26 protein-coding genes and 1 tRNA gene are annotated in these 25,717 nt (G+C 41.3%); 15 read left to right on the top strand and 12 right to left on the bottom strand.

Going from position 1 to position 25,717, the window contains the following annotated elements; genetic code table 11:
* Together AB5935_RS03300 and cmk are read right to left on the bottom strand one after the other, a co-directional pair.
* Nucleotides 1-825, bottom strand: an 825-nt coding sequence (locus AB5935_RS03300) for a 4-hydroxy-3-methylbut-2-enyl diphosphate reductase (RefSeq protein ID WP_368327325.1), incomplete at its 3' end; no start/stop codon positions are given.
* Nucleotides 818-1,507, bottom strand: coding sequence for a (d)CMP kinase (gene cmk, locus AB5935_RS03305; RefSeq protein ID WP_007836237.1), 690 nt, complete (start codon nt 1,505-1,507; stop codon nt 818-820). The genes cmk and AB5935_RS03300, both read right to left, overlap by 8 nt.
* Before the next feature lie 186 nt (nt 1,508-1,693).
* On the opposite strand from cmk, the gene AB5935_RS03310 reads away from it, so the two are divergent.
* From AB5935_RS03310 to AB5935_RS03345, 8 genes are all read left to right on the top strand, one after another.
* Nucleotides 1,694-2,377, top strand: coding sequence for an energy transducer TonB (locus AB5935_RS03310; RefSeq protein WP_007836236.1), 684 nt, complete (start codon nt 1,694-1,696; stop codon nt 2,375-2,377).
* Between the two features lie 81 nt (nt 2,378-2,458).
* Nucleotides 2,459-3,436, top strand: a complete 978-nt coding sequence (locus AB5935_RS03315) for a polyprenyl synthetase family protein (protein WP_007836235.1) — start codon at nt 2,459-2,461, stop codon at nt 3,434-3,436.
* Between the two features lies 1 nt (nt 3,437).
* The gene (locus tag AB5935_RS03320; RefSeq protein ID WP_038610950.1) at nt 3,438-4,211 is read left to right on the top strand and encodes a TatD family hydrolase; all 774 of its coding nucleotides are present in this window, start codon (nt 3,438-3,440) and stop codon (nt 4,209-4,211) included.
* 169 nt (nt 4,212-4,380) lie between these two features.
* Nucleotides 4,381-4,468, top strand: a tRNA-Ser gene (locus AB5935_RS03325).
* A gap of 88 nt (nt 4,469-4,556) precedes the next feature.
* Nucleotides 4,557-5,330 carry a MotA/TolQ/ExbB proton channel family protein gene (locus AB5935_RS03330; protein WP_007836226.1) on the top strand — a complete coding sequence of 258 codons (774 nt, stop codon included), beginning with the start codon at nt 4,557-4,559 and terminating at the stop codon, nt 5,328-5,330.
* Nucleotides 5,331-5,338: 8 nt separating this feature from the next.
* The gene (locus tag AB5935_RS03335) at nt 5,339-5,797 is read left to right on the top strand and encodes a hypothetical protein (RefSeq protein ID WP_007836225.1); all 459 of its coding nucleotides are present in this window, start codon (nt 5,339-5,341) and stop codon (nt 5,795-5,797) included.
* Between the two features lie 45 nt (nt 5,798-5,842).
* A complete protein-coding gene (locus AB5935_RS03340) occupies nt 5,843-6,433 on the top strand; it encodes an ExbD/TolR family protein (RefSeq protein ID WP_007836224.1) in 591 nt (196 codons plus the stop codon).
* Nucleotides 6,433-6,897 carry an ExbD/TolR family protein gene (locus AB5935_RS03345; protein WP_007836223.1) on the top strand — a complete coding sequence of 155 codons (465 nt, stop codon included), beginning with the start codon at nt 6,433-6,435 and terminating at the stop codon, nt 6,895-6,897. The genes AB5935_RS03340 and AB5935_RS03345 overlap by 1 nt, the downstream gene beginning before the upstream one ends.
* A gap of 198 nt (nt 6,898-7,095) precedes the next feature.
* Here AB5935_RS03345 and AB5935_RS03350 read toward each other — a convergent pair whose 3' ends face one another.
* A complete protein-coding gene (locus AB5935_RS03350) occupies nt 7,096-7,632 on the bottom strand; it encodes a GNAT family N-acetyltransferase (RefSeq protein ID WP_007836222.1) in 537 nt (178 codons plus the stop codon).
* A gap of 33 nt (nt 7,633-7,665) precedes the next feature.
* Nucleotides 7,666-8,952: an IgA Peptidase M64 gene (locus AB5935_RS03355; protein ID WP_008656274.1), complete on the bottom strand. Its 1,287-nt coding sequence runs from the start codon at nt 8,950-8,952 to the stop codon at nt 7,666-7,668.
* A 127-nt stretch (nt 8,953-9,079) separates the two neighbouring features.
* Here AB5935_RS03355 and AB5935_RS03360 point away from each other — a divergent pair, with 127 nt between their 5' ends.
* Nucleotides 9,080-9,556 carry an Lrp/AsnC family transcriptional regulator gene (locus AB5935_RS03360; protein WP_007836220.1) on the top strand — a complete coding sequence of 159 codons (477 nt, stop codon included), beginning with the start codon at nt 9,080-9,082 and terminating at the stop codon, nt 9,554-9,556.
* A 3-nt stretch (nt 9,557-9,559) separates the two neighbouring features.
* Here the strand turns inward: AB5935_RS03360 and AB5935_RS03365 are convergent, their stop codons facing one another.
* The 5 genes from AB5935_RS03365 to AB5935_RS03385 form a co-directional block, all read right to left on the bottom strand.
* Nucleotides 9,560-10,054 carry a dihydrofolate reductase gene (locus AB5935_RS03365; protein WP_038610947.1) on the bottom strand — a complete coding sequence of 165 codons (495 nt, stop codon included), beginning with the start codon at nt 10,052-10,054 and terminating at the stop codon, nt 9,560-9,562.
* Nucleotides 10,055-10,137: 83 nt separating this feature from the next.
* The gene (locus tag AB5935_RS03370) at nt 10,138-10,932 is read right to left on the bottom strand and encodes a thymidylate synthase (RefSeq protein ID WP_007836216.1); all 795 of its coding nucleotides are present in this window, start codon (nt 10,930-10,932) and stop codon (nt 10,138-10,140) included.
* 81 nt (nt 10,933-11,013) lie between these two features.
* Entirely contained in the window at nt 11,014-11,343 is a 330-nt protein-coding gene (locus tag AB5935_RS03375; RefSeq protein WP_022185198.1) for a DUF5056 domain-containing protein, read from the bottom strand.
* A complete protein-coding gene (locus AB5935_RS03380; RefSeq protein ID WP_005845869.1) occupies nt 11,327-11,875 on the bottom strand; it encodes an RNA polymerase sigma factor in 549 nt (182 codons plus the stop codon). The genes AB5935_RS03375 and AB5935_RS03380 overlap by 17 nt, the downstream gene beginning before the upstream one ends.
* 2 nt (nt 11,876-11,877) lie before the next feature.
* On the bottom strand, nt 11,878-12,585 hold the full coding sequence (locus tag AB5935_RS03385; protein ID WP_008656280.1) for a DUF6249 domain-containing protein: 708 nt from the start codon (nt 12,583-12,585) through the stop codon (nt 11,878-11,880).
* Nucleotides 12,586-12,716: 131 nt separating this feature from the next.
* Here AB5935_RS03385 and AB5935_RS03390 point away from each other — a divergent pair, with 131 nt between their 5' ends.
* Complete coding sequence (locus AB5935_RS03390) at nt 12,717-14,144, top strand: methyltransferase RsmF C-terminal domain-like protein (protein ID WP_038610944.1); 1,428 nt, start codon at nt 12,717-12,719, stop codon at nt 14,142-14,144.
* Between the two features lie 137 nt (nt 14,145-14,281).
* On the opposite strand, the gene AB5935_RS03395 is transcribed toward AB5935_RS03390, so the two are convergent.
* Nucleotides 14,282-16,423 carry a DNA topoisomerase 3 gene (locus AB5935_RS03395; RefSeq protein ID WP_007840712.1) on the bottom strand — a complete coding sequence of 714 codons (2,142 nt, stop codon included), beginning with the start codon at nt 16,421-16,423 and terminating at the stop codon, nt 14,282-14,284.
* A 272-nt stretch (nt 16,424-16,695) separates the two neighbouring features.
* Between AB5935_RS03395 and AB5935_RS03400 the strand changes: the two genes are divergently transcribed.
* Nucleotides 16,696-17,562: a PepSY-like domain-containing protein gene (locus AB5935_RS03400; RefSeq protein ID WP_007856246.1), complete on the top strand. Its 867-nt coding sequence runs from the start codon at nt 16,696-16,698 to the stop codon at nt 17,560-17,562.
* Nucleotides 17,563-17,796: 234 nt separating this feature from the next.
* Nucleotides 17,797-18,171 (top strand): thioesterase family protein, encoded by a 375-nt coding sequence (locus tag AB5935_RS03405; RefSeq protein WP_007836198.1) that lies wholly within the window; start codon nt 17,797-17,799, stop codon nt 18,169-18,171.
* 187 nt (nt 18,172-18,358) lie between these two features.
* Here AB5935_RS03405 and AB5935_RS03410 read toward each other — a convergent pair whose 3' ends face one another.
* Nucleotides 18,359-20,251: an AAA domain-containing protein gene (locus AB5935_RS03410; RefSeq protein WP_038610941.1), complete on the bottom strand. Its 1,893-nt coding sequence runs from the start codon at nt 20,249-20,251 to the stop codon at nt 18,359-18,361.
* A 171-nt stretch (nt 20,252-20,422) separates the two neighbouring features.
* Here AB5935_RS03410 and AB5935_RS03415 point away from each other — a divergent pair, with 171 nt between their 5' ends.
* From AB5935_RS03415 to AB5935_RS03425, 3 genes are read left to right on the top strand one after another with little or no spacing between them, the layout of a single operon-like run.
* A complete protein-coding gene (locus AB5935_RS03415; RefSeq protein WP_032936420.1) occupies nt 20,423-22,666 on the top strand; it encodes an aconitate hydratase in 2,244 nt (747 codons plus the stop codon).
* A gap of 3 nt (nt 22,667-22,669) precedes the next feature.
* Nucleotides 22,670-23,815, top strand: coding sequence for an NADP-dependent isocitrate dehydrogenase (gene icd / locus AB5935_RS03420; RefSeq protein WP_038610938.1), 1,146 nt, complete (start codon nt 22,670-22,672; stop codon nt 23,813-23,815).
* A gap of 12 nt (nt 23,816-23,827) precedes the next feature.
* Complete coding sequence (locus tag AB5935_RS03425) at nt 23,828-25,171, top strand: citrate/2-methylcitrate synthase (RefSeq protein WP_038610935.1); 1,344 nt, start codon at nt 23,828-23,830, stop codon at nt 25,169-25,171.
* Nucleotides 25,172-25,405: 234 nt separating this feature from the next.
* Here the strand turns inward: AB5935_RS03425 and AB5935_RS03430 are convergent, their stop codons facing one another.
* The gene (locus tag AB5935_RS03430) at nt 25,406-25,654 is read right to left on the bottom strand and encodes a hypothetical protein (RefSeq protein WP_038610931.1); all 249 of its coding nucleotides are present in this window, start codon (nt 25,652-25,654) and stop codon (nt 25,406-25,408) included.
* Nucleotides 25,655-25,717 lie beyond the last annotated feature (63 nt).

The following is a 25,717-nucleotide window of genomic DNA, read 5'->3' on the forward strand; positions in this document are numbered from 1 at the left end:
CCATTTGGGGGTGGAAGTTGCTCCACAAATGCCGATGGAACGGACGTTCTCGAGCAAGTTCCGGTCTATTTCTTCCGGCTGGTCAATGAGGTATGAATTCGGATTAATCTTTTTGCATTCTTGATATAAGATCTTTCCGTTTGAACTTTTTCGTCCGCAGACAAAAAAGATCAGATCATGCGCTGCTGCAAATTTGCGGATGTTAGGCATCCGGTTGGCCACTTGCCGGCAGATTGTGTCGTAAAATTCAAAAGTGGCATCGGGTGAAATGTGTTCCTTGATATATTCTATGATTTGCCAGAATTCTTCCAGAGATTTGGTTGTCTGGGAGTACAAGCGTATGTCTTTAGTGAAGTCTAAATGAGCAGCTTCAGCAGGTGTTTCTATGACAATTGCTTTTCCATGAGTTTGGCCTACCAGCCCCAGTACTTCGGCATGACCGTTTTTGCCATAAATCACGATTTGTGTGTCTTGACTTGCCGGAACATTATCATACTCCTGTTTGATGCGCTTTTGAAGACGTAATACTACTGGACAGGTGGCGTCAATGATCTCGATGTTGTTGGTACGGGCTATAGCGTATGTTTCAGGAGGTTCTCCATGTGCACGTAACAGTACTTTGGCATCGTGTAATTGGGCAAACTCTTCGTGGTTGATTGTGATAAGCCCCATTTTTTTTAGTCGTTCACATTCCTGTCCGTTGTGTACAATGTCTCCCAGGCAATAAAGAGTGTTTCCTTTTGCCAGTTCTTCTTCTGCTTTACGGATGGCCGTAGTGACTCCAAAGCAGAACCCAGATCCTTCGTCTATCTCTATGTTAACCATTTATAGCTGCTTGAAATTTTTCGGTCAGCCACTCTTTCTGTTCGGCAATGCTCATGTGGCTGTTGTCTAACAAGATAGCGTCATCCGCTTGTCGTAACGGACCGACTTCACGGGTTTGGTCTATACGGTCACGTTCTTCCACATTTTCCAGGATTTTTTCATAAGAGGCCTCTTGCCCTTTACTCCTCAATTCATCATAACGGCGCTGTGCACGTATGGCAGCCGAGGCGGTTACAAATATTTTCAGTTCGGCATCGGGGAAAACAACGGTTCCAATGTCCCTTCCGTCCATGACAATTCCTTTGGCCTTTCCCATTTCCTGTTGTTGTTTTACCAAAGCCTCACGTACAAAGCCCAAGGCGGCGATAGGGCTTACATGAGAAGAAACCTCCATGCTGCGGATGGCATCCTCTACATTTGTATCGTTCAGAAAAGTCATGGGACGTTGTGTTTCCGGATTCAACCGGAATGAAATATGTATATCGGGCATTGCTGTTTTTAACGCTTCGGTGTCGATACCTTTTTCCGAAAAGAACCCTTTCTGTAGACTATATAATGTAACAGCACGATACATGGCACCGCTATCAATATAGATATATCCTATTTCACGTGCCAAGTCTTTGGCCATAGTGCTTTTTCCACATGATGAATAACCGTCAATGGCAATAGTTATTTTCTTCATATATAATTAATGTATAGGTGACTATTAAAAACGCTTCAAAGATAGATAAAAGTTGGGTGTATGTCTATGAAATCGGATGAAAATAAAATGAATTAGCATATTTTTCATGTGAAAATACTTTTTATTTAAAAGATTTGTGTTACATTTGCCCTCAGTGAGAAACACTTAATTTTTAAAACACAATTTATGGAAGTTAAAAAATCGCCTAAAGCAGATCTCGAAGGTAAAAAGAGTACCTGGCTGCTTATCGGTTATGTGTTTATCCTTGCTCTCATGTTTGTAGCTTTCGAATGGACTGATCGCGACAAGCAAGTGACTACGGATACAGGTATAACTGATGTCGTATTTGAAGAAGAAATTATCCCTATTACGGAACAGGAACAAAAACAAGCTCCTCCTCCTCCCGAAGCTCCTAAAGTAGAAGAAGTGCTTCAGATCGTTGAAAACGATGCTAAAGTAGAAGAAACGACTATTCAGGCTTCAGAAGAAACCGGTCAGGCAGTAGAAGTTAAATACGTTCCGGTTGAAGTTGAAGAAGAAGAACCCGAAGAACAACAAATTTTCCAAGTAGTAGAAGAAATGCCTGAATTCCCTGGGGGTATGGCTGAATGTTTGAAATTCTTAGGTAAGAATATTAAATATCCCACTATTTCTCAGGAAAATGGTGTACAAGGTAAGGTTATCGTTCAGTTTGTCGTTAATAAGGACGGTTCTATCGTTGACCCGGTGGTTGTACGTAGTGTAGACCCCTACTTGGATAAGGAAGCTCTCCGCGTAATCAAGACCATGCCGAAATGGAAACCTGGAAAACAACGTGGTAAGGCTGTACGTGTGAAATATACAGTGCCTGTAACTTTCAAATTACAGTAATAAAAATACTTCAATATCTTAATTGAGAGGCTGCTTTGAGGCAGCCTCTTTTTCTAATAATCCCTTAATTAAAACAATCTTATGGCTTTTTCTGCAGAACAATTATTAGATAAGGTAAATACCTACCTTGCTACAATGCCCTATATGCGTGAACCGAAAGGGTTATATGCTCCTATAGAATATGTCCTTTCATTAGGTGGCAAACGTATACGTCCTGTCTTGATGTTGCTGTCTTATCAGCTTTATAAAGAAAATGTGGATGATATTTTATCACAGGCGGCAGGTATAGAAACTTATCATAATTATACATTGTTGCATGATGATTTGATGGATCGTGCGGATATGCGCAGAAATAAGCCTACAGTGCATAAGGTTTGGGATGAAAATACGGCTATTCTTTCAGGAGACGCCATGTTGGTATTGGCTTATCGGCTGATGAATAATTGTCCGGATAGCTATTTAAAGCAAGTAATGGATATTTTCAGTCAGACAGCTTTGGAAATTTGTGAGGGGCAGCAGTGGGATATGGAATTTGAGACACGTAGTGATGTTACCGTATCTGAATATATTGAGATGATTCGTTTGAAGACATCGGTACTTTTGTCTGCCGCTTTAAAAATTGGTGCGGTGTTAGGGGATGCTTCGGAAGAGGATGCACAAAAATTATACGATTTCGGTATTAAAATGGGATTAGCATTTCAATTACAGGATGATTTTCTGGATGTATATGGGAATCCGAAAGTATTTGGAAAGAATATTGGAGGGGATATCTTGTGTAATAAAAAAACGTTTATGCTGATTAATGCCTTAACTTTGGCCGACGGACATCAACGGAAAGAATTGGAAAAATGGATTTCATCTACTGATTTCTATCCGGAGGAAAAGATAAAGGCTGTGACAGAACTTTATGATAAGATTGGCATCGGCAGGATTTGTGAAGAGAAAATTAATGCTTATTATGCTGAAGGACTTTCTTTATTGGAAAGTATAGCTATGCCTTCCGGGAAAAAAGAAGAGTTGAAATCTTTTGTTTGTCATTTAATGAATAGGAAAGTGTGATATGATTGATACACATTCTCATTTGTTTGCCGAAGAATTTGCGGAAGATTTGCCGGCGGTGATAGAACGTGCCAAGGCTGCTGGAGTTTCTAAAGTTCTCATGCCTAATATTGATGATACTACTATAGAGGCGATGCTGAGTGTTTGCACGGCATATCAGGGATATTGTTTTCCAATGATCGGATTTCATCCTACTTCTGTTGATGCAGATTCATTGTTCCGTATTCATGAAATGAAAAAAATATTCTCCGATGGGCATCCTTTTATTGCTATAGGGGAGGTGGGGATGGATTTGTATTGGGATAAAACCTATTTGAAAGAACAGCAGAAAGCATTGGATATACAGGTTCAGTGGGCATTAGAATATCATTTGCCTTTGGTGCTGCATTGTCGTGAAGCTTTTCCTGAGTTGTTTGAAGTGATGGAGCCTTACAAAACGACTGAGTTAAGTGGGGTCTTCCATAGTTTTACGGGAACTTTAGAAGAGGCTGAAAAAGTGTTGGAGTATTCGCGTTTTGTCTTTGGAATAAATGGAGTTGTTACATTCAAGAAGAGTAGTTTGCCCGAAATTTTGACGCATCTGCCTTTGGATAGAATTGTCCTTGAAACAGACTCTCCTTATTTGGCTCCAGTGCCTTTTAGGGGAAGACGGAACGAGTCTTCTTATATAAAGAATGTAGCTATGAAACTTGCTGAAATCTATGCTGTGGATTTTGAATACATAGACAGAATCACGACCAATAATGCTTTAAAAGTGTTCAAAATGGCTGAATAAGTTTTTAAAGTTTATTAATTTTGATGAGTAATTCCAATAATGACAGGGTTAATTCTACGTAAGACGAAAAAAAAGAATACATTTGTAGCTGAAATCGCTTGCAATTCCCGATTTTCTTTGTAATTTGCACCCGATTTTAAAAAAGATAGTATTGTGTAGCCCGAAATAAGGAGAGATGCTCGAGTGGTTGAAGAGGCACGCCTGGAAAGCGTGTAAACGCCAAAAGTGTTTCGCGGGTTCGAATCCCGCTCTCTCCGCTGTTGTTATGGAAAACGTAAAAGCAGGAAAACAATTAAAACAAATAAATAACAATTAATTAATTAATCTTAAAAAATTAGACACACAATGAAAAAGTTATTTGCAATTCTTGCAGTGATGGGAGTCCTTACTTTAGGATCAGTTCAGCCTATTATGGCTCAAGACGCAGCTCCGGCTCAAACAGAACAGACTACTGAAGCAGCAGTGGTTGAAGAAGGTGGTGGTCTTCACAAAGAGTTAAAAACTAAGTTCATCGAAGGTGATGCTGGTTTTATGTCTCTGGTAGCAATAGCACTAGTTTTAGGTTTGGCTTTCTGCATTGAACGTATTATTTATTTGAGCTTGGCAGAAGTTAATACAAAGAAGTTGATGACTAGCATCGAGGCTGCTTTGGAAAAAGGTGATGTAGAAGCTGCAAAAACCGTATGTCGTAATACTCGCGGTCCTGTTGCTTCTATTTGTTATCAGGGTTTAATGAGAATTGACGATGGTGTTGATGTTGTTGAACGTTCTGTTGTTTCTTACGGTGGTGTTCAGGCTGGTTATCTTGAAAAAGGATGTTCTTGGATTACATTGTTTATTGCCATGGCTCCGTCTTTGGGATTCTTGGGTACTGTAATCGGTATGGTTATGGCGTTCGATAAAATCCAGCAGGCAGGTGATATTTCTCCGACAGTTGTAGCAGGTGGTATGAAAGTGGCTTTGATTACTACTATCTTTGGTTTGGTTGTAGCATTGATTCTGCAGGTATTCTATAACTACATCCTTTCTAAAATTGAAGCTTTGACAAGCGCTATGGAAGATTCTTCTATTACTTTGCTTGACATGATCATGAAGTACAACTTGAAATACAAAAAATAATTAGGACAATGGCTAAATTATCATATAAAATGTCCTACTATGCTTTATATGTCTGCTTTGCCGTTATTTTGGTAGTATTGGGCATGTTCTTCTTGGTAGGATATAATAATCCGGTGGGAGATATGAATGCTCCCGAACACACTGAAACATTGATATACTTAATGTATGCATTGTTTGGTGTAACTGTTGGCTTGACGGTTATTGCAGCAATTGCACAGTTTGGCGCAGCTTTAAAAGATAATCCGATGGGAGCTATAAAATCTTTACTTGGTCTCGTTTTGTTGGTTGCTGTAGTATTAATATCTTATGCTATGGGATCTGATGCAACGATTACAGCTAATGAAGCTCCTTATACGGATACTTTCTGGTTGAAGATAACAGATATGTTTATCTATTCAATTTATTTCTTACTGGGTATTGCTGCTTTAGCAACTTTGGTAAATATGACAGGTATCTTTAAGAAATAATATTATCTCATTGATATTTAACAATTAAAAAACAAAGTAAGTAAAATGGCAAGAAAGAAAAGAGCCGTACCTGGAATTAACTCCAGTTCAACAGCTGATATTGCCTTTATGTTGCTTATTTTCTTCCTGATTACAACATCAATGGATACTGACCGTGGTTTGGCGAGACGTCTTCCGCCTCCTCCCGAAAACAAGGATCAGAAACAAGATGATATTATTGTAAAGGAACGTAATGTACTCCAGGTTCGTTTGAACAAAGATGACCAACTGATGTGTGGTCAGGACTACATTGACATTAAGCAATTAAAAGAAAAGGCAAAAGAATTTATAGTCAATCCGTATGATGATGAAAAATTGCCTGAAAAGCATAGAAAGAATATTCCTTTGCTGGGTGATTGTATGATTACGGAAAAGCATGTAATCTCTGTTCAGAATGACGTTGGTACTAGCTATAAAGCATATATTGACGTACAGAATGAATTGGTTGCTGCTTATAATGAGTTACGAGACGAGCTAGGAAAGGCTAAATTCGGCAAGACTTACGCTCAATGTGATGAAGATGAGCAAAAAGCAATTCGTGAATATTATCCGCAGAAGATTTCTGAAGCTGAACCTAAAAAGTATGGAGGTAAGTAATGGGAAAATTTAATAAAACAGGTAAACGTGGAATGCCTGAGTTGAATACCTCTTCATTGCCTGACCTTATCTTTACCATGTTGTTCTTCTTTATGATTGTGACAACCATGCGTGAGGTTACATTGAAGGTTCAATTTCAGGTTCCTCAAGGAACAGAGTTGGAAAAATTGGAAAAGAAGTCTTTGGTTTCCTTTATCTATATAGGTAAGCCGTTGCCGGAGTTCCAAAAGAAAATGGGTGCTGAAAGCCGTATTCAGTTGAATGATAAGTTTGCTGAAGTATCTGAAGTTCAGGACTACATTACTCAAGAGCGTTTGAATATGAAAGAAGAAGACCAGCCGTTTATGACCGTTTCTTTGAAAGTTGATAAGGACACAAGAATGGGTATCGTAACCGATGTTAAACAGGCACTTCGTCAGGCTTACGCTTTGAAAATTAACTATTCAGCTACTCAACGTCAGTAATAGTTATATAAGCATAGATAAAAAAGGAAGCTGTTAAAAACAGCTTCCTTTTTTATGTCTTCTATTCTATTTATTTGTTATGAACGGATTTAATCTGCTACCTATGGTATAGTAATAGTATGTACAATGGACCTTTTGAGGATAAACTCCTGCGCGAGTCAGCATTATAGTAATTGAAGAAAGATGAAGAATGAATGTTCAGATTTCTTGTCCGTAAACTTCTTTATAAAGAGTCTTTTTAACTTTCTCAAAATCACTTTCCATATCTATATCCCCATAGGTCATTAAGAGCATTGGTAGACCGTTATCTCCCTTACGGTAGGGAGGTTGCATATAGGGCTTTTTATGCAAAGTGAATTCCAAACGTTTATAGAAGTGAATACGGCGTGTGCTCATTTCATCATTAGGCTCCTCTACTTCCAATACAATTGGACCTTTTAATTGTTTTTTTATCATTTCCAGTACACGTTTTCCATAACCGCCGTTTCTGAGACTGGGATCAATAGCAAAATGTTCGATATAGTAAAAATCTCCCATTGTCCAATAACTGATCATACCAATGCTGTTACCGTTTTCTAAAATAATGTTGTTACAGAACCGGAGATTATTATCAGAATATTCTCTCTGTTGTACAGTATCACGACGTTCTTCTTGAGGGAATGCCGTATGCATTAATTTTTCTACAAAGGTATAGTTTACCTCATCTTGTGTTTTTACTTGTTTAATTTCAATCATTTTATCTGTCTTTGTTTAGTCTTAAGTATAAACCTATTTTGCGGTATAAAAGTTTATTAGTCTTTCTAATGCACGTTGGCATACCGGGCAGAATGCAGGTGCTTCGTTTATCTTCATTCTGCATTCGGTAGTAGGGCGATAAAGTCCTTTTTGCGTATAGCCTGCTCCTTCATAGACTCCTACTTTGGTGTATAAGTCGGCATTTTCTGTAGCTACCGGAGTAGGTATGGCAGTACCTTTCGGAATCATATCTTTCCATTTACTGTCGAAATCAATTAATGTGGTGATATTCGGTTCCCAAGGTTCCACTTCATATGGATATTGCGGGCTTGGAGCTTCGGTATATGCATATTCATCTGCTAATCCTCCAAAACTATGGCCGAATTCATGAACTACAACTGGTTGAAAATCCGGATGGTGAGCTGTGGTCAGTGTATATGAGTTATAGATGCCACCTCCTCCATAGGTGTCTGTATTGGCTAGAATAATGATATGCTCGTAAGGAATTCCAGCCAACCAATTATGAATACTTTTTACCCGACTGGTAGTGAGATACCGGTCAGAATAGAAAGTGTTGAAATGTGAACTTACAGCCGTAGATTTCCATTTGCCTTGTCCCGGTATGCTGACTCCGCTGTCTTCCGAAGGGCTTGCTACAGCAACAATATTAAATTTCTCCTTCAGTTTCTTGAAAGGTTCATGACTGAACAGGGCGTCACATGCCGTCTGGGCATCTTTATAAAATATATCCATTTCTTTTTCTGTATATCCTTCTGCCATGATTGCTACATCGATACAATCTGCGGTATTTCCGCTTTGCAGAAGATAGCGATGGGGGGTAATATGGTTTGTTCCCCGTTGATGGATTAAAATATCATTGGGGACTATTTCATGTGTGAGTGAGGCATTTACTTTATGATATACATCTTTTAAAGATATGGTCACTATTGCTTCCTTTTTGGGATAAGGCAAAAGAAAAGAATTCTCGAATCCTTTTTTTATCCTATTTGCTTCTTCTTCGCTTACCCATTCTTGGAAAAGGCTTGAGAATGATGTTCGATAAATAGTTTTTCCTGTTGCCTTATCTTTCATCGTGATTTCACCGTTGCCAGCCAAGGGAAGCTCTGCTAGATGATGCTTGCGTCCAGCCCATTTCGGAAGACTTGACAGTTCGTCCAAATATATTTCTTGTTTAGTGGCATTACCAGTAAAAATATAATCTACTCGAAGCGTTTTGTCTTCGAAATAGTCATTAAAATTTTGTGCGTTTACAGCTACGCTGAATAAACTCCATAAAATAAAAATAAATGTCTTTTTCATCGTTTGTGCATTTTCTACAAAGATAGAATATTCTATTAAATTATTGGTATTTATACAATAAAAGTTATGAATCGCACGAATATTGTCGAGAAAAGTCATATCTTTGCAGAAAATTAAACTAAAAAGAATGGGACATCATCAATTAGACAGTTTGGATGAGCAGATCTTAAGGTTGATAGCCAGCAATGCTCGTATTCCGTTTCTGGAAGTAGCCCGTGCTTGCAATGTATCCGGTGCTGCCATTCATCAGCGTATTCAGAAGCTAACCAATTTGGGGATTCTTAAAGGATCTGAATATGTCATTGATCCAGAAAAGATCGGATATGAAACATGTGCATATATTGGTCTTTATCTGAAAGATCCGGAACAATTTGATTCAGTGACAGAGGCTTTAAAAGGTATTCCTGAAGTCGTAGAATGTCATTTCACTACGGGACAATATGATATGTTTATCAAGATTTATGCAAAGAACAATCATCATTTGCTTAGCATAATCCATGATAAGTTACAACCATTGGGCTTGGCTCGTTCAGAAACTATTATATCATTTAATGAGGCTATTAAGAGACAAATGCCTATTCTCGATTTAGCTGATGAAGATTAATTGTTACTTTATGCGGCTATAATTAATAAAACTATACGGGTAGAGATGTTTTTCATCTGTCGGGTGATCTTCTCTACCTGTTTCTTTCCATTCCTCTTTCTTTATTTTGGGAAAATAAGCATCAGCTTCCTTGGATGTGTCATCAATAAATGTGATATATAATTGTCTGGCTATATGCATTGCCTCTTTATACAAGCTGGCACCGCCTATAATAAATATTTCTTCTTCCTCTTTGCAGTGGGATAAAGCGATCTCTAATGAGGGGAAACATTCAGCCCCGGCGAAGGCTGCTCCTTCCCGGCGGCTTAATACAATATTCCGACGATTGGGAAGTGCTCCTTTTGGAAGTGATTCAAAGGTTTTGCGCCCCATGATAATAGTATGTCCGGTTGTTAAGGCTTTAAAACGTTTCAAATCGTTGGGAAGCCAGTATAATAATTTATTTTCAAATCCAATGCCGTGGTTGCGTGCTATTGCTACTATAATTGAAATATTCATAGTGATGAGTGATTAGTGGTGAATGTTTAGTGATATTAGTGGTAAGTGATGAATAACCTTGCGTAGCTTATTCACCATAACTACTAAACAGATACTTTACCTGCAATGTGTGGCCATGGATCATAATTCACCAATTCAAAATCTTCATATTTAAAACTGAATATATCCTTTATGTCCGGATTGATTTTCATTTGAGGTAGGGGACGAGGTTCACGGCTCAATTGAAGTTTTACTTGTTCCAAGTGGTTGGTATAGATATGTGTGTCACCTAGTGTATGAACAAAATCACCGGTTTGTAATCCGGTAACTTGTGCTACCATTTGCAGCAACAATGCGTAGGAGGCGATATTAAAAGGTACTCCTAGGAATGTATCTGCGCTGCGTTGGTAAAGTTGTAGGCTTAAACGTCCGTTGGCAACGTAGAATTGAAAAAAAGCATGGCAAGGAGGAAGATTCATATTGTTTAAATCGGCTACATTCCATGCGCTGACAATGATGCGTCGTGAATCCGGATTATGTTTGATGGTTTCTATTGCTTCGGAAATCTGGTCAATAAAGCCTCCATTGTAATCTGGCCAGGAACGCCATTGGTAACCGTAGATATGTCCCAAATCGCCGTTTGCATCGGCCCATTCATTCCAGATGCGTACTCCGTTGTCTTGCAGGTATTTTATATTGGTGTCACCTTGCAAAAACCATAAAAGTTCGTGGATGATAGATTTTAAATGTAGTTTTTTAGTTGTGACCAAGGGGAAGCCTTCTTCCAAATTGAAGCGCATTTGATGACCAAATATACTAATGGTTCCTGTTCCGGTACGGTCCTCTTTGTGAACGCCTTCGGTTAAGATACGGTTTAACAGATCTAAATATTGTTTCATGCTCGGAAAATCATTTTATGGATTGCAAAAGTACATAAAATCTTTCTTTTTCCGAGCATGAGAATGAGTCTATTTCGTTTTTTACCATTTTAAACTGCATACACGTTGTACACCGATGATGATAAGAACCACTGTGGCGATGATCAGTGATTGGAAATTAGTATCACTCATCAAATAATAAGTTTGGGAAGCGACTATGTCACTGATTGTCTGGCATAGAATTTCAAAGCCATTGAAAATATAGAATAATGCACAGCAGATAATGGCGCAAGTTACACTGAGTATATCCGATAACCACTTGGCTTGTTGGGGGAGGCGGCGGATAACCTGGCGTGAAAATCCATTGTCCTCAATTTCATGTTTGTAGGCAAGCATGAAATTCTTAATTAATTTATCATCGTTTTCCATCATAACCATTCTGTTTTAAGAAAGTTGTCAATTTTGTTTTTCCGCGTGATAAATGGGACTTGATTGTTCCTGCAGGCATTCCTGTAATCACTGCGATTTTTTCTATCGGAAGATCTTCCATAAAAAATAAGGTGATGCAGGTTCGCTCCACCTCTTTTAATTGGCTCAATCCCCGATATATGTCCATGTGTTCACCTACTTGCCTTTGTTCTGTTTGGTAAACAGCATCTATTTCCCAAGTTTCCAGTCCGGACGTTTCTTTTTTGCTGCGAATATAGTCATAAAATATATTATAAGCAATACGGTAAAGCCATGTGGAAAAACTGGACAAATTTTTAAATGAAGCCAAGTTGGTGTATGCTTTTATAAAAGTTTCCTGTGCCAAGTCATCGCTGAGTTCTGTATCTCCTAATGTTTGGTGCAGGAAAAAACGCCTGATGGGCGATTGGTACTTTTTGACCAAAGTATCAAACGCCCGGGTGTTTTTAAAGACCACCACTTGTGCTACCAACGCTATGTCGTTGATTTGGCTCATTTTTATTCTTCGTTGTGGGGAGTATCTATATTGTTCTTTATGTTTTGTGTTTCTTTGGCCTCTTCGTTACGTTCCAGTTCAATATTTTCAATTTTTATTGATTTGGCTCCGTTTTCATCCTGGTTTATTCGGGTAGGAGGGAAAGGATCATCTTTTTTCTTTTTGTGTGGAGTGGTAGTATAAGCTATCAATACTTGTCCCAACCCCATACAGAAAATAAGGAATCCGATTGCTGCCAATCCTTCTTCTTCTGTCAACACCCAAAGGAATACTCCCAGACCAATGCCTAAGAATATATTCTTGATCCCCTTTGTCATTACAGCATTTCCTTGTTCTTCGGGGTCATTGAACAGTTCGGTCGGAATGGTTCGTCCTGCTGCCAGAGCCTCTGCAGCCAGTTTGTATTTGGCTTGTTTGTTCTTGTACCTGAACCAAAGTACAATAGCTACAATAAAGAAAGGGAGTCCACAACAGATGATGAGTGCGACAATTGCTACCGAAGTAGGAGGACCGCTATTCCAGTCACCGAAATCCGAACTAATGTTATGCATGGCAGCATTCTGATCCTCATCTACATCTTGCAGGTCGCTTATAACGACTGTATCCATCCGGGTGCTGTCAAGGGCGGAAGGTACTAATTTGATTGTTTTGGCATGGGTTGCGAAGCAAGTCCCTATGAGTAAGGCCAAAATAAAAAGTAACTGTTTCATGTTTTTATATCTTTATTATTGTTTTCTGCTAGTTAGACGGAACGAATTAGGAAATAGGTTGCAAATAGACAGAAAATTTTCAGATAATCCCAAAATATCATCGTATTTTTGTAGTATAAAAAGGAAGAAATATGAAATTACCATCAGAATTTGAAGCAAGAACCCTGGAATGGATGGGGGAAGAAACTTATCGTGCGTTGGAAGCTGCTTTACAGACAGAGCCTCCTGTCAGTATCCGTGTCAATCGTACGAAGTGGAGTGGGGAAGTTACAGGAGAACCGGTACTTTGGGCATCCGCAGGGGTCTATTTATCGCAACGACCGACTTTTACATTCGATCCGTTGTTTCATGCTGGTTGCTATTATGTGCAAGAAGCGTCTTCCATGTTTGTGGAACAGGTATTACGCACTTATATTACCGGGCCTGTGGTGATGCTCGATTTATGTGCTGCTCCCGGTGGCAAGTCTACTCATGTGCGTTCAGTTCTTCCCGTAGGTAGTTTGTTGGTGGCTAATGAGGTGATGCGTAACCGTTCTCAGGTATTGGCTGAAAATTTGATAAAGTGGGGAAATGTAGAAGTTGTGGTGACGAACAACGATCCGGCCGATTTCACTTCTTTGACAGAGGTGTTTGATGTTGTCTTGGCGGATGTGCCTTGTTCCGGTGAGGGGATGTTCCGTAAAGATCCTGTGGCTGTAGAGGAATGGAGTACGGACAATGTGCAGGTTTGTTGGCAACGTCAGCGTAGGATTTTAGCGGATATATGGCCGGCTTTGAAACCCGGTGGCCTGCTGATTTATAGTACCTGCACTTATAATAGGGAAGAAGATGAGAAAAATGTGGCTTGGATTGCTGATGAATTGGGGGCGGAGATACTGAAAGTGCCAGTGGTATCGGAATGGGGGATAATCGGAAATTTGGCGGGACAGAATTTTCCTGTTTATCGTTTTTTGCCTCATAGAGTAAAAGGAGAAGGATTTTTCTTGGCTGTATTGAGGAAGAGTGTCGCCATTTCTCATGCTGTTCCTTGCATTTGCTGTCGGGATGACAAGGAGAAAATAACGAAAAAGAAGAGGAAAGGAGAAAAAGGGAATTTGTCTCAGGTTGCTCCTTTTCCCAAAGAAGTAAAAAGTTGGTTAAAGCAGGCAGAGGATTTCCGGTTTGAGGTAAGAGGTACGAAGGTGATAGCATTCCCCAATGTTCATCTTTCGGAATATGACCTGTTCCGACAGGAATTAAAAGTTGTTCATGCGGGCGTTACTATAGGCGAGTTGAAAGGAAAAGACGTGATACCGGATCATTCGTTGGCAATGAGCACACAGCTGAATCATGATGGTTTCTCTTGTTTTGAATTGACCTATGAACAAGCTATTGCTTATTTGCGTAAAGAAGCGATCACATTGGATGCTTCTGTTCCGCGTGGCTATATACTTTTAACTTATAAAAATATTCCATTGGGATTTGCCAAGAACATTGGTAATCGGGCTAATAACCTCTATCCGCAGGAGTGGCGTATCCGAAGCGGTTATTTGCCCGAAGAACTTTCTTTTGTATGCTAAAAGGAGCCATAAATTTGTTCGGGAAGATTGTGCATATTGCTTTTCATAGACTGACGCAATGCTTCTCCGGGTACAGACTTGCTTGAATTCTATAATATACAAATTTTGTTGGCCTTGTACAAAGGAAAGTGTGGTTGTCAGAACGACTTCCTGTAGGTACACCCGTTTTTCCATTCTGAACAGCCATACGCGGTTTTTCCTTTTATAATCGTTCCTTTGCCACATAGCGGGCAGGTTTTTCCCGCCAATTCGTTATCGGATGGGATAGCGGGAGCGGACGTGGCTGAAGAAGTGTTTTTTCGTGGGGTGCCGGTCTTTTTTTTAGGCTGTTTGGCCGTAGAGGGTGTTGCAGCTTTTGTCGCTGTTTCCTCTATTGCGGTGACACGGCGGTTTGTATTATCACTTAAAACGCTGTGTACTATTTCACTCACCATCTGCTTTAATTCATTTAGAAAAGTCGTTGCATCATAGCTTTTCTTTTCTATTTCACGTAGTTTCTTTTCCCATATACCCGTTAATTCGGCAGATTTCAACAGTTCTTCGCGGATTAGTCCCACCAGTTCTATTCCGGTAGGGGTTGCAATCAAATTTTTGCGTTCTTTACGGATATAATGGCGTTTGAACAGGGTTTCAATAATGGCTGCGCGTGTAGACGGACGTCCTATTCCATTTTCTTTTAATGCATCGCGTAGCTCGTCATTATCTACCAGCTTACCGGCAGTTTCCATAGCGCGCAGTAAAGTTGCTTCTGTATATGGCCGTGGGGGCTGTGTCCACTTCTCGTCTAGTTTGGGCAGATGTGGCCCGCTTTCTCCTTTCACAAAAGCGGGTAAGGAGTGTTCTTCGTCACTTTCACGGGCTTCTGCGTCAGGATCGGTCATACCTTCAGGCAGATTGGTTTGTGGTTTGGCAAAGATAACGCGCCATCCGGGATCTAGAATCTGTTTTCCTGTGGCTTTGAACTCTATACTGTCAGCTTCGCCTATTACGGTAGTAGTGGCAAACTTACAGTCGGGATAGAATACGGCAATAAAGCGGCGCGCTACCAGATCAAATACCCGTTTCTCCATTTCTGTCAGATTTACAGGAGGTTGTCCCGTAGGAATAATGGCATGGTGATCCGTTACTTTTGAATTGTCAAATACTTTTTTGGACTTGATGAGCTTTTGTCCTGCCAACGGGGCGGTAAATGCTGTGTATGGAGTTAGTCCCGCCAATATATTGGGACATTTGGGATAGATATCATCGCTTAAGAAAGTAGTATCTACACGAGGGTAAGTAGTCACTTTCTTTTCATACAATGACTGGATAAGTTTTAGAGTTTCATCGGCTGAATAAGCGAATTTTTTATTACATTCCACCTGCAGGGAAGTCAGGTCGAAAAGACGGGGGGGGGCTTCTGTTCCTTGTTTTTTTGCTACTTCTGTCACAGTAAAAGGAACATTTTTGACACGCTCCATGAGTGCCTGTCCGGTAGCAAGATCAATGATGGGAGGAATTCCCCTGTTCTCTTCAGCCTTTTTGGCTTTCTTGGGATTCTCTTTGGCGTCGCTTTCTTCCTGAGCTAATTCCTCATCGCTTTTGCGGATGATGGCAGAGAATGTGGTTTCCCGGTATAAAGTAGCCAGCACCCAATATTGTTGCGGAGTGAAGTTTTCTATTTCTTGCTGACGCTTTACTATCAGTGCCAGAGTCGGAGTCTGCACCCGTCCTATAGATAGTATTTGTCTGTTTTGTCCGTATTTCAAGGTATAGAGCCGGGTGGCGTTCATACCCAATACCCAATCGCCGATAGCACGGCTTAATCCGGCTTCGTATAAAGGTTGGAATTCTTTTTGGTCTTTTAGTTTGTTGAATCCTTCGCGTATGGCTTCTTCAGTCAAGGATGAAATCCATAGACGTTTCACCGGGCAGTGTGCTCCTGCTTTCTGCATGACCCATCGTTGAATAAGTTCTCCTTCTTGGCCGGCATCACCGCAATTTATAATTTCATCGGCATTTTGCATCAGTCCTTCTATAATGCGAAATTGTTTTTCAATGCCCGGATCGCTGATCAGCTTAATGCCGAAACGAGGTGGGATCATGGGAAGGCTGGACAGGCTCCATGCTTTCCATGAGGGAGTGTATTCATGAGGCTCCTTCAAAGTACAGAGGTGTCCGAATGTCCAGGTAACCTGATATCCGTTTCCTTCTATATATCCGTCTTTTTTGTTTTTTGCTCCCAGTACATCCGCTATGTCACGGGCTACGGAAGGTTTTTCGGCAATACAAACTATCATATTTTTTTCGTTTCTGTTCAAATAGGATTGCAAAGGTAATAAAAACCTCGGAAGAGATTTTGTTTTGTCTTTATTAGTTCTTCTTTTATAAGAATTTAAAAGTAGATATCGGGGGCTTCAAGGTCATTTCAGTGCAAGTGGGCTATTAGGTATGGCTTTTCTGTTATTTGCTGTTTGACGAATGTTTTTTGAACTTTTCTTTATGATTTCAGTTTCTTTTCAGAATCCTATAAGAATTTTGCATCAAAAAGATACTATAAAACAATGTGATTATGAAAAAGAATTGGATGTTATTTTTATTTTTCGCAGCTTCTGCTGCACTAACTTTTAGTGGTTGTAGTGATGATGACAATAGCGATGTTCCTGAAAACACACATTTGGTTTCAAAAGAAGTACAGGCTGCATTTAATGCAAAATATCCGCAAGCTAAAGACGTGGAATGGGAGCTGAAAGGTGATTATGCTGTAGTAGATTTTAATTGGGATGGTGGGGAGCATTCTGCATGGTTCAATCCGTTATCGGCTGCCTGGTATATGACAGAAACAGATGTTCGTTATGAAAATCTTCCCGAACCTATACTTACTGCCCATAAAGCAAGCAAATATGCTGATTGGCGGGTGGATGATGTGGATAAGTTGACTCGTGAGGGAATGGAAACTCTTTATGTCATTGAGGTAGAAAAAGGAGAGTCTGAGCTGGATTTGTTTTATTTGTCTACAGGCATATTGGTAAAAACTGTTGTAGATACCGGATACGAAGAAGATTATGATGATTATTTGCCGCAGCCTGATGCAAATGGCATTATAGCTATTGTCAAGCAGAAATATCCTAATGCGACAATTGTGGAAATAGAACGTGAGAAAGGTTTGCAGGAAGTTACTATTTTAGATGAAAACAAAGAGAAAGAGGTTTATTTCAATGAGCGGAACGAATGGATGGGAACAAGCTGGGATGTACAGGTGGCAAATTTACCGGAAGCGGTAAAAAAATCGGTTATGGAAAAATATTCAGACTATGTGATAGATGATGCTGATTATGTAGTGACACCTGATAATGAATGGTATATACTTGATTTGGAAAACAAACAGACAGGTAAAGAGTTTAAAGCAAAGGTAGATAAGGACGGTACTTGGTTATAATTTTATTATCCCATAGACTTATGCTAGGTAATCAGGTGGTTGTTTACTAGGGCCAGACAGCTTTTTTGTTCTCAAATATTATGACTTTTGTGGCAGGCAGTTGGAGTGTGGAATTTGTATTTCTGTTATACATATTTTTGTGATTTTGATGAGAGGGTAAAAGATAAATATGGAAAAATAGATTTGTATGATATATGATATTCAGTTACATTTGCATTTAGAATAAAAAATAGCATGATGGAAACAGGATTAACTTATACTTCGACTGTTGTCGTTTCAAAAGAAAATGTAGCTGCCACTATGGGTAGTGGCGATTTGAATGTGTTTGCTACTCCCGCTATGGTAGCGTTGATGGAAAATGCTGCCATGAATGCGGTGGCAGGCGGTTTGCCCGAAGGTTCTACTACAGTAGGAGCCATGATGAACACTACTCATATCAAGCCCTCGGCTGTGGGAGATACGGTTTCGGCTACTGCCGTATTAAAAGAGGTAGAAGGCAGAAAACTTACTTTTGAAGTGCGGGCACAAGATAGCAAGGGTGTGATTGGGGAAGGTACACATGTACGTTATATTGTGGACAAGGAGAAGTTTATGAGTAAATTGTCTTAATAATTATTTGAAATTATACCACAACTGAGATCTTCTGTCCTTTTGTGATTCTGAATATTGTTTATTTCGATAACGGGAGGATCAGAAAGAGGAATGAAGAATGTGCTTTAATAAAAAAATCTTTAAGGAGAGCAAAACTAATGACAATCTGGAAAACAGTGTTATTAGAGTTCTGTCCTCCTTTTTCTTATTCTTGCAGTGCTAGGATATATTCGTATAATTTCTTATAAAACGGGTGTTTTGTCAGCGTAGAGGCATCTCCTAATATAATAAGTTTCATACGTGCACGTGTAATAGCGACATTCATTCTTCGCAAATCATTCAAAAAACCGATTTGTCCGTCTTCATTGGCACGTACCAGACTGATTAAGATCACATCCCGTTCCTGTCCTTGGAAACCGTCTACCGTATTGATGGTGATGAGGTGTCGGTAAGGCTTGAAAAATGCATCCCGTTTTATCAGTTGGCGGAGATATTGTACTTGTGCTTTATAAGGAGAAATCAGTCCTACATCAATCCGTTCTTCCAAAAAACGTTCTTTTCCTATTTTATTAATGTAATGGGTCAGTTGGGAAATGGAAAGTGCCGCCTCGGCTTTATTGATACGGCCGAAACTTTCACCTACAAATTCTTCATTGCAGTTCATTCCTTCCGTATTCACCCATTCTATAGGAGTGTCGTAATCCAGAATCCCACGGTATTTTACTTCGGGAGCGGATTTCAATTCCCCTTGATAGAACCATTCCGAAGAGAAATGCATGATCTCATCATTCATTCTGTATTGAACCTTCAGCAGGGAAACAGTTTCCGGTTTGTTCTGCACAATTTCCTGCATCAAAGTCTGATCCAATCCGCCTCGTGCAGCTTCCACACATTTTATGGTAGGAGGGAGCTGGCAATGGTCTCCTGCCAGGACTATCCGGTCTGCTTTGCGGATGGCGATCCAGCAAGCGGGTTCCAATGCTTGTGCGGCTTCATCTATAAATAAAGTTCCGAATCTACGCCCTGTCAGAACCCGGTTGGCAGAGCTTACCAATGTGCAAGCTATGACACGGGCTTCACTGAACAAGGCTTCGTTGATGCGGATCTCCAGCTCGGTGGCCCGGTCTTTCAATGAATTAATTTTCAGACGTATATTTTCCCGTTCCGCTCCCTTGCGCGAACGGTTGTAGAGTTCGCGTATGGCCTTTCGGATGCTCCAAAGCTGCGGATAATCCGGATGACTTTCGAAGCGTCGTTCGTAGGTAAAGGATAACATCTTATCATTGACACGGGTAGGATTACCAATACGGAGAACGGGAACGCCCCGGTCTACCAGTTTCTCACTAATCCAGTCTACAGCCATATTGCTTTGAGCGCATACCATCACTTGGTTTTCCCGGTGTAGCGTTTCATAAATGGCTTCTACTAGCGTGGTGGTCTTTCCAGTTCCGGGAGGGCCGTGGACAATGGCCACATCTTTTGCATGCATTACTTTGTTCACAGCCTCTTCTTGTGAATTATTCAGCCACGGGAAACGAGTGAAACCAAAACTGAACGTTTGTGCTTTTAATGTGCCGTGGAAAATATCCCGTAGTTCTGCCAGACGATTGTCTTTTGCTTTAATAACTTGGCTTAAGGCTTCAAACATCAGTCGGTAACTGGTTTCATCAAAATAAAGTTGAACCCCCAACTGACGCTCGGTTGCCTGTATGTTGAGTAAAGCGTCTGCCGATGGCAAAACGATGACCATGCGGTCCTCATCCACATAATTCACAGTGGCTGTGAAATTGAAATAATGGATGTTTCCCGGGGCGTCTTGAGTGAAAAAACAAACAGGACGTCCGAATTCGAATACATGTTCTATTTCTTTGTCCTCCTGTCTTTCCATCTCTATAACCAGTTGGTTTAAAGAGTTGTAATAGCTTCTTCCTGTGCTGACAGGATACCAGCACATGCCACGTTTCACTTTGCGGTCGATGCCCATCGCTTCGGTTTGTTGCTTGAAAGTTTCTTTTTCGTAATTATATTCCATGTGAAGCAACAACTCTTTGCGTTGTAATTTGTTAATAATAGTAGAGAGGGATTTATGCTGGTTCATATTTATTCTTTTTTCTATAAGAATTGCAAAGATAATAATTATCCCTCTAAAAGCACTTTATGTTTTATTTTGTTAAACGTATTATAGATTACGCAAGAATTCAATTCTTTTTTCTATCTTGCCAAAAATAAAAAGAATCTAAAACTGTAATAATTATAAATTGTGATGGATATGGTATATGACTTGGACATGTTAAAAGCCTTTTATGCTTCTTTTGAAAAGAAGATAGGGCGGGTAAGAGCAGTGTTGCAGCGTCCGTTGACGTTGGCAGAAAAGATTCTGTACACGCATCTGTATGATGATGCACTGTTGAAGAAATACAAACGTGGTGAGGATTATGTGAATTTCCGACCCGACCGTGTGGCTATGCAGGATGCGACGGCACAGATGGCGCTGCTGCAATTTATCAATGCCGGTAAGGAGACTGTGGCTGTCCCTTCTACCGTGCATTGTGACCACTTGATCCAAGCATATAAAGGTGCCGGTCCGGATATTGCGACAGCAACAGAAAGTAACCGCGAGGTATATGACTTTCTGAGGGATGTGTCTTCGCGCTTTGGCATTGGATTCTGGAAGCCGGGTGCGGGTATCATTCATCAGGTAGTGCTGGAGAATTATGCTTTCCCCGGAGGTATGATGGTGGGTACTGATTCCCATACTCCGAATGCCGGAGGTTTGGGAATGGTGGCAATCGGAGTCGGCGGTGCTGATGCGGTGGATGTCATGACCGGTATGGAGTGGGAGCTGAAAATGCCGAAATTGATCGGAGTACATTTGAAAGGTGCGTTGAACGGATGGGCTTCTCCGAAAGATGTCATTTTAAAACTGGCTGGAATTCTGACTGTGAAAGGGGGGACGAATGCCATTATCGAATATTTTGGAGAAGGTACGGCTTCACTCTCGGCTACCGGCAAAGCGACTATTTGTAATATGGGCGCAGAGGTGGGGGCTACGACTTCTCTTTTCCCGTATGACGAACGGATGAAGGTGTATCTGGAGGCGACCGGACGTAAGGAGGTAGCTGCAATGGCCGATGCAGTGTCTGCCGATTTGCAGGCTGATGCAGAAGTGGTTGCTGATCCGTCAGCTTATTATGACCGGGTGATTGAAATTGATTTGTCCGAACTTGAACCTTATATTAATGGTCCGTTCACACCAGATGCCGCTACTCCTATTTCAGAGTTTGCCGAGAAAGTGCTGGCCCATGGTTATCCGCGTAAAATGGAAGTGGGCTTGATTGGTTCATGTACCAATTCATCTTACCAGGATTTAAGCCGTGCGGCATCTATTGCCCGACAGGTAGATGAAAAACAGTTGAGTGTGGCGGCTCCGTTGATTGTTAATCCGGGATCGGAACAGATTCGCGCTACAGCCGAACGTGACGGCATGATAGATGCTTTTCTGAAAATAGGAGCTACTATAATGGCCAATGCTTGCGGCCCTTGTATCGGACAATGGAAGCGGCACACAGATGATCCGCTCCGCAAGAACTCGATTGTGACCTCTTTCAACCGTAATTTTGCCAAACGTGCAGACGGTAATCCGAATACACATGCGTTTGTAGCTTCTCCCGAAGTGGTGCTGGCCCTGACCATTGCAGGTGATTTGTGTTTCAATCCGTTGAAGGATGCTTTGATCAATCAGGAGGGTGAGAAGGTGAAACTGAGAGTTCCGGAAGGGGATGAATTGCCGTCGACCGGTTTTACTCAGGGAAATCCTGGTTATTTGGCTCCTGCCGGTGCACAGGTGGAAATTAAGGTGAATCCCGAATCACAACGTTTGCAGTTATTGGCTCCGTTCCCGGCATGGGATGGAAAGGATTTTACGGATATGCCTTTACTGATTAAGGCTCAAGGTAAATGTACCACAGATCATATTTCAATGGCAGGTCCGTGGTTGCGTTTCCGTGGTCATCTGGAAAATATTTCGGATAATATGCTGATGGGGGCGGTGAACGCTTTCAATGGTGAAACGAACAAGGTGTGGAACCGTTTGACAAATACGTATGAGGGTGTGTCGGGTACAGCCAAGCAATATAAGGCTGAAGGTATCAGCTCCATTGTTGTTGCAGAAGAAAATTATGGTGAAGGTTCCAGTCGTGAACATGCCGCTATGGAGCCTCGTTTCCTGAATGTAAAGGTTATTTTAGCGAAGAGTTTCGCCCGCATCCACGAAACGAATCTGAAGAAGCAGGGAATGCTTGCGGTGACCTTTATAGACAAGGCGGACTACGACAAGATTCAAGAACATGATTTGATTACCGTCAGCGGATTGGCGGACTTTGCCCCCGGCAGGAATCTGACTGTGACTTTACACCATGAAGATGGCACTCAGGATAGTTTTGAAGTGCAACATACCTATAACGAACAGCAGATAGGTTGGTTCCGTGCCGGCTCTGCTCTAAATGCAAGATAAAAAATGAAGAAGACAGTACCTTATATTACAGGCGACGGAGTGGGAGTGGAAATCACTCCAGCCATGCAAGCCATAGTGAATGCAGCCGTGAAGAAGGCGTATGGCAATGAACATGAAATAGAATGGATGGAAGTTTTGGCAGGAGAGCGTGCTTTTAATGAAACAGGCTCCTGGTTACCGGATGAGACAATGAAAGCGTTTCAAGAATATGGCGTAGGGATTAAGGGGCCGTTGACCACTCCGGTGGGAGGTGGTATCCGCTCTTTGAATGTGGCTTTGCGCCAAACGTTGGATTTGTATGTATGCTTGCGTCCCGTACGCTGGTTCCGTGGAGTGGTATCTCCGGTGAAGGAGCCGCAAAAAGTGGACATGCATATTTTCCGTGAAAATACGGAGGATATTTATGCAGGTATAGAATGGGAAGCCGGAACACCGGAAGCTGAGAAGTTCTATCGTTTTTTGCATGATGAAATGGGAGTGGCTAAAGTGCGCTTTCCTGAAAGTTCTTCGTTTGGTGTAAAACCTGTGTCCAGAGAAGGAACGGAACGTTTGGTGCGTGCGGCGTGCAAATATGCTTTGGAGCATGGCTTGCCGTCGGTTACGCTGGTGCATAAAGGAAATATTATGAAGTTTACTGAAGGCGGCTTCAAGAAATGGGGGTATGAACTGGCGGAACGTGAGTTCGGAGATGCCATTGCGTCAGGCAAATTAGTGATAAAAGACTGCATTGCCGATGCATTCTTGCAGAATACCTTATTGATTCCCGAAGAGTATTCGGTGGTGGCTACCTTAAATTTGAACGGAGATTACATTTCAGACCAGTTGGCAGCCATGGTAGGAGGTATTGGAATCGCTCCCGGAGCGAACATCAATTATAACACCGGTCATGCCATTTTTGAAGCAACTCACGGTACGGCTCCTAATATTGCCGGAAAGGATGTGGTGAATCCTTGTTCATTAATTCTCTCGGCTGTTATGATGTTGGAGCATTTTGGTTGGAATAAGGCGGCGGAGCTGATAGTAAATGCCTTGGAGTCCAGCTTTGGCGAGGGGCGGGCTACTCATGACCTTGCCCGTTTTATGCCCGGAGGTGTTTCGCTCGGTACATCAGCATTTACAAAAGAAATCATAGAAAGAATAAACTCCTAAAAACTCACGGATATGAAGAAAGAATATATCATTTACAAACTCTCCGAGGAAATGAAGAATGCGACCCGGATTGAGAACGAATTGTTCAAGAAGTTTGATGTAAAGCGCGGATTGCGTAACGAAGATGGCACCGGTGTTTTGGTAGGGTTGACCAAGATAGGCAATGTAGTAGGGTATGAACGTATTCCCGGCGGAGGATTGAAGCCGATTCCCGGCAAACTTTTCTATCGTGGGTATGATTTGGAAGATTTGGCACATAGTATCATTAAGGAGAAACGTTTTGGTTTTGAGGAGGTGGCTTATCTGTTATTGTCCGGTCATTTGCCTGACAAGGAAGAGTTGGCTTCTTTCTGTGAGTTGATTAATGACAATACTCCGTTGGAACAGAAGACCAAAATGAATATCATTGAGTTGGAGGGAAATAACATTATGAACATTCTGGCCCGTAGCGTGCTTGAAATGTACCGTTTTGACCCGCAGGCGGATGATACTTCGCGTGATAACCTGATGCGTCAGAGTATTGACTTGATATCCAAGTTCCCGACCATTATTGCATACGCTTATAACATGTTGCGCCATGCCACGTATGGTCGTTCGTTGCATATCCGTCATCCGCGTGAAAAACTGTCTATCGCAGAAAACTTCCTGTATATGTTGAAAAAGGATTATACGGAGCTTGATGCGCGCACGCTTGATTTGCTGTTGGTACTTCAGGCTGAACACGGAGGTGGTAATAACTCTACTTTTACCGTCCGTGTAGTTTCATCCAGCCGCACGGATACTTATTCGGCCATCGCCGCAGGTATCGGTTCGTTGAAAGGTCCGCTTCATGGAGGGGCAAATATCCAAGTGGCGGATATGTTCCATCATTTGCAGGAAAACATCAAGGATTGGACGAATGTGGACGAAATTGATACTTACTTTACCCGTATGTTGAATAAGGAAGCGTATGATAAGACCGGTCTGATTTATGGTATCGGTCATGCGGTCTATACGATATCCGATCCTCGTGCCATCTTGTTGAAAGAATTGGCTCGTGATTTGGCAAAAGAAAAAGGAAAGGAGGAAGAATTTGCTTTTCTGGAGCTATTGGAGGAACGTGCCATTGCTATGTTCGGAAAGATTAAGAATAACGGCAAGACGGTGTCCAGCAATATCGATTTCTATTCAGGTTTCGTATATGAAATGATTGGTCTGCCACAGGAAATATTTACACCTTTGTTTGCAATGGCTCGTATCGTGGGGTGGTGCGCACACCGCAATGAGGAGCTGAATTTTGAAGGAAAACGTATTATTCGTCCGGCCTACAAGAATGTATTGGAAGAACTGGAATATGTGCCGTTGAAACAGAGATAATGATTTAGAGGCACCCGGTTTGCGATAAGCTTTGGTATGATTGCCTTAGCTGGGCGGCCATGCGGTCTGTATTGTTGTAAAGAAAAGTAAGATATCTTCGTGGACAAAGTAAGATATGTTCCCGGGCAAAGTAACACTACTTACCTGCCCTACGAAGATATCTTACTTTTTTCAGTGAGGTATGGCCGTTCATAATACTCTGTATAGAATACCTTGAAAAATCCTTCAAATCCTTCATTCTTCCCGCAAACGCCCTGTCCGTCGGCATTCCGGCTGAAGGATTGGACTCGGGAATCCTTCAGCCGGGGATTGGAATCCTTCAGCCGGACCGATGTTCCTCCGATTCTTAGGGATTTGATTTTCCTGAAGGATATTTTCCGGCTGAAACATTTCACGATGCATATCCTTCAGCCGGAATGCCGACGGGCAGGGCGTTTGCGGAATGGCTGAAAGATCTGAAAGAAAAGTAAGGCGGTTCGGCATGTAGATGCCGTTATGGAAAAAACAACAGGTCAAAGTTTAAAAAGGTCTTGTTCTTTCAATGAA

The sequence above is a fragment of the Phocaeicola sp. RTP21198st1_B8_RTP21198_201120 genome, from assembly GCF_040929485.1.
Classification (GTDB): domain Bacteria; phylum Bacteroidota; class Bacteroidia; order Bacteroidales; family Bacteroidaceae; genus Phocaeicola; species Phocaeicola dorei.

Coding starts and splice junctions, on each gene's coding strand:
- AB5935_RS03355 (WP_008656274.1), bottom strand. CDS start 8,952: ATGAAAAAGACATTTATTTTTATTTTATGGAGTTTATTCAGCGTAGCT.
- AB5935_RS03310 (WP_007836236.1), top strand. CDS start 1,694: ATGGAAGTTAAAAAATCGCCTAAAGCAGATCTCGAAGGTAAAAAGAGT.
- AB5935_RS03345 (WP_007836223.1), top strand. CDS start 6,433: ATGGGAAAATTTAATAAAACAGGTAAACGTGGAATGCCTGAGTTGAAT.
- AB5935_RS03330 (WP_007836226.1), top strand. CDS start 4,557: ATGAAAAAGTTATTTGCAATTCTTGCAGTGATGGGAGTCCTTACTTTA.
- AB5935_RS03415 (WP_032936420.1), top strand. CDS start 20,423: ATGGTATATGACTTGGACATGTTAAAAGCCTTTTATGCTTCTTTTGAA.
- AB5935_RS03380 (WP_005845869.1), bottom strand. CDS start 11,875: ATGAGCCAAATCAACGACATAGCGTTGGTAGCACAAGTGGTGGTCTTT.
- AB5935_RS03375 (WP_022185198.1), bottom strand. CDS start 11,343: ATGATGGAAAACGATGATAAATTAATTAAGAATTTCATGCTTGCCTAC.
- AB5935_RS03365 (WP_038610947.1), bottom strand. CDS start 10,054: ATGAATATTTCAATTATAGTAGCAATAGCACGCAACCACGGCATTGGA.
- AB5935_RS03335 (WP_007836225.1), top strand. CDS start 5,339: ATGGCTAAATTATCATATAAAATGTCCTACTATGCTTTATATGTCTGC.
- AB5935_RS03385 (WP_008656280.1), bottom strand. CDS start 12,585: ATGAAACAGTTACTTTTTATTTTGGCCTTACTCATAGGGACTTGCTTC.
- AB5935_RS03390 (WP_038610944.1), top strand. CDS start 12,717: ATGAAATTACCATCAGAATTTGAAGCAAGAACCCTGGAATGGATGGGG.
- AB5935_RS03350 (WP_007836222.1), bottom strand. CDS start 7,632: ATGATTGAAATTAAACAAGTAAAAACACAAGATGAGGTAAACTATACC.
- AB5935_RS03340 (WP_007836224.1), top strand. CDS start 5,843: ATGGCAAGAAAGAAAAGAGCCGTACCTGGAATTAACTCCAGTTCAACA.
- AB5935_RS03405 (WP_007836198.1), top strand. CDS start 17,797: ATGATGGAAACAGGATTAACTTATACTTCGACTGTTGTCGTTTCAAAA.
- AB5935_RS03425 (WP_038610935.1), top strand. CDS start 23,828: ATGAAGAAAGAATATATCATTTACAAACTCTCCGAGGAAATGAAGAAT.
- icd (WP_038610938.1), top strand. CDS start 22,670: ATGAAGAAGACAGTACCTTATATTACAGGCGACGGAGTGGGAGTGGAA.
- AB5935_RS03320 (WP_038610950.1), top strand. CDS start 3,438: ATGATTGATACACATTCTCATTTGTTTGCCGAAGAATTTGCGGAAGAT.
- AB5935_RS03400 (WP_007856246.1), top strand. CDS start 16,696: ATGAAAAAGAATTGGATGTTATTTTTATTTTTCGCAGCTTCTGCTGCA.
- cmk (WP_007836237.1), bottom strand. CDS start 1,507: ATGAAGAAAATAACTATTGCCATTGACGGTTATTCATCATGTGGAAAA.
- AB5935_RS03370 (WP_007836216.1), bottom strand. CDS start 10,932: ATGAAACAATATTTAGATCTGTTAAACCGTATCTTAACCGAAGGCGTT.
- AB5935_RS03410 (WP_038610941.1), bottom strand. CDS start 20,251: ATGAACCAGCATAAATCCCTCTCTACTATTATTAACAAATTACAACGC.
- AB5935_RS03395 (WP_007840712.1), bottom strand. CDS start 16,423: ATGATAGTTTGTATTGCCGAAAAACCTTCCGTAGCCCGTGACATAGCG.
- AB5935_RS03430 (WP_038610931.1), bottom strand. CDS start 25,654: ATGCCGAACCGCCTTACTTTTCTTTCAGATCTTTCAGCCATTCCGCAA.
- AB5935_RS03315 (WP_007836235.1), top strand. CDS start 2,459: ATGGCTTTTTCTGCAGAACAATTATTAGATAAGGTAAATACCTACCTT.
- AB5935_RS03360 (WP_007836220.1), top strand. CDS start 9,080: ATGGGACATCATCAATTAGACAGTTTGGATGAGCAGATCTTAAGGTTG.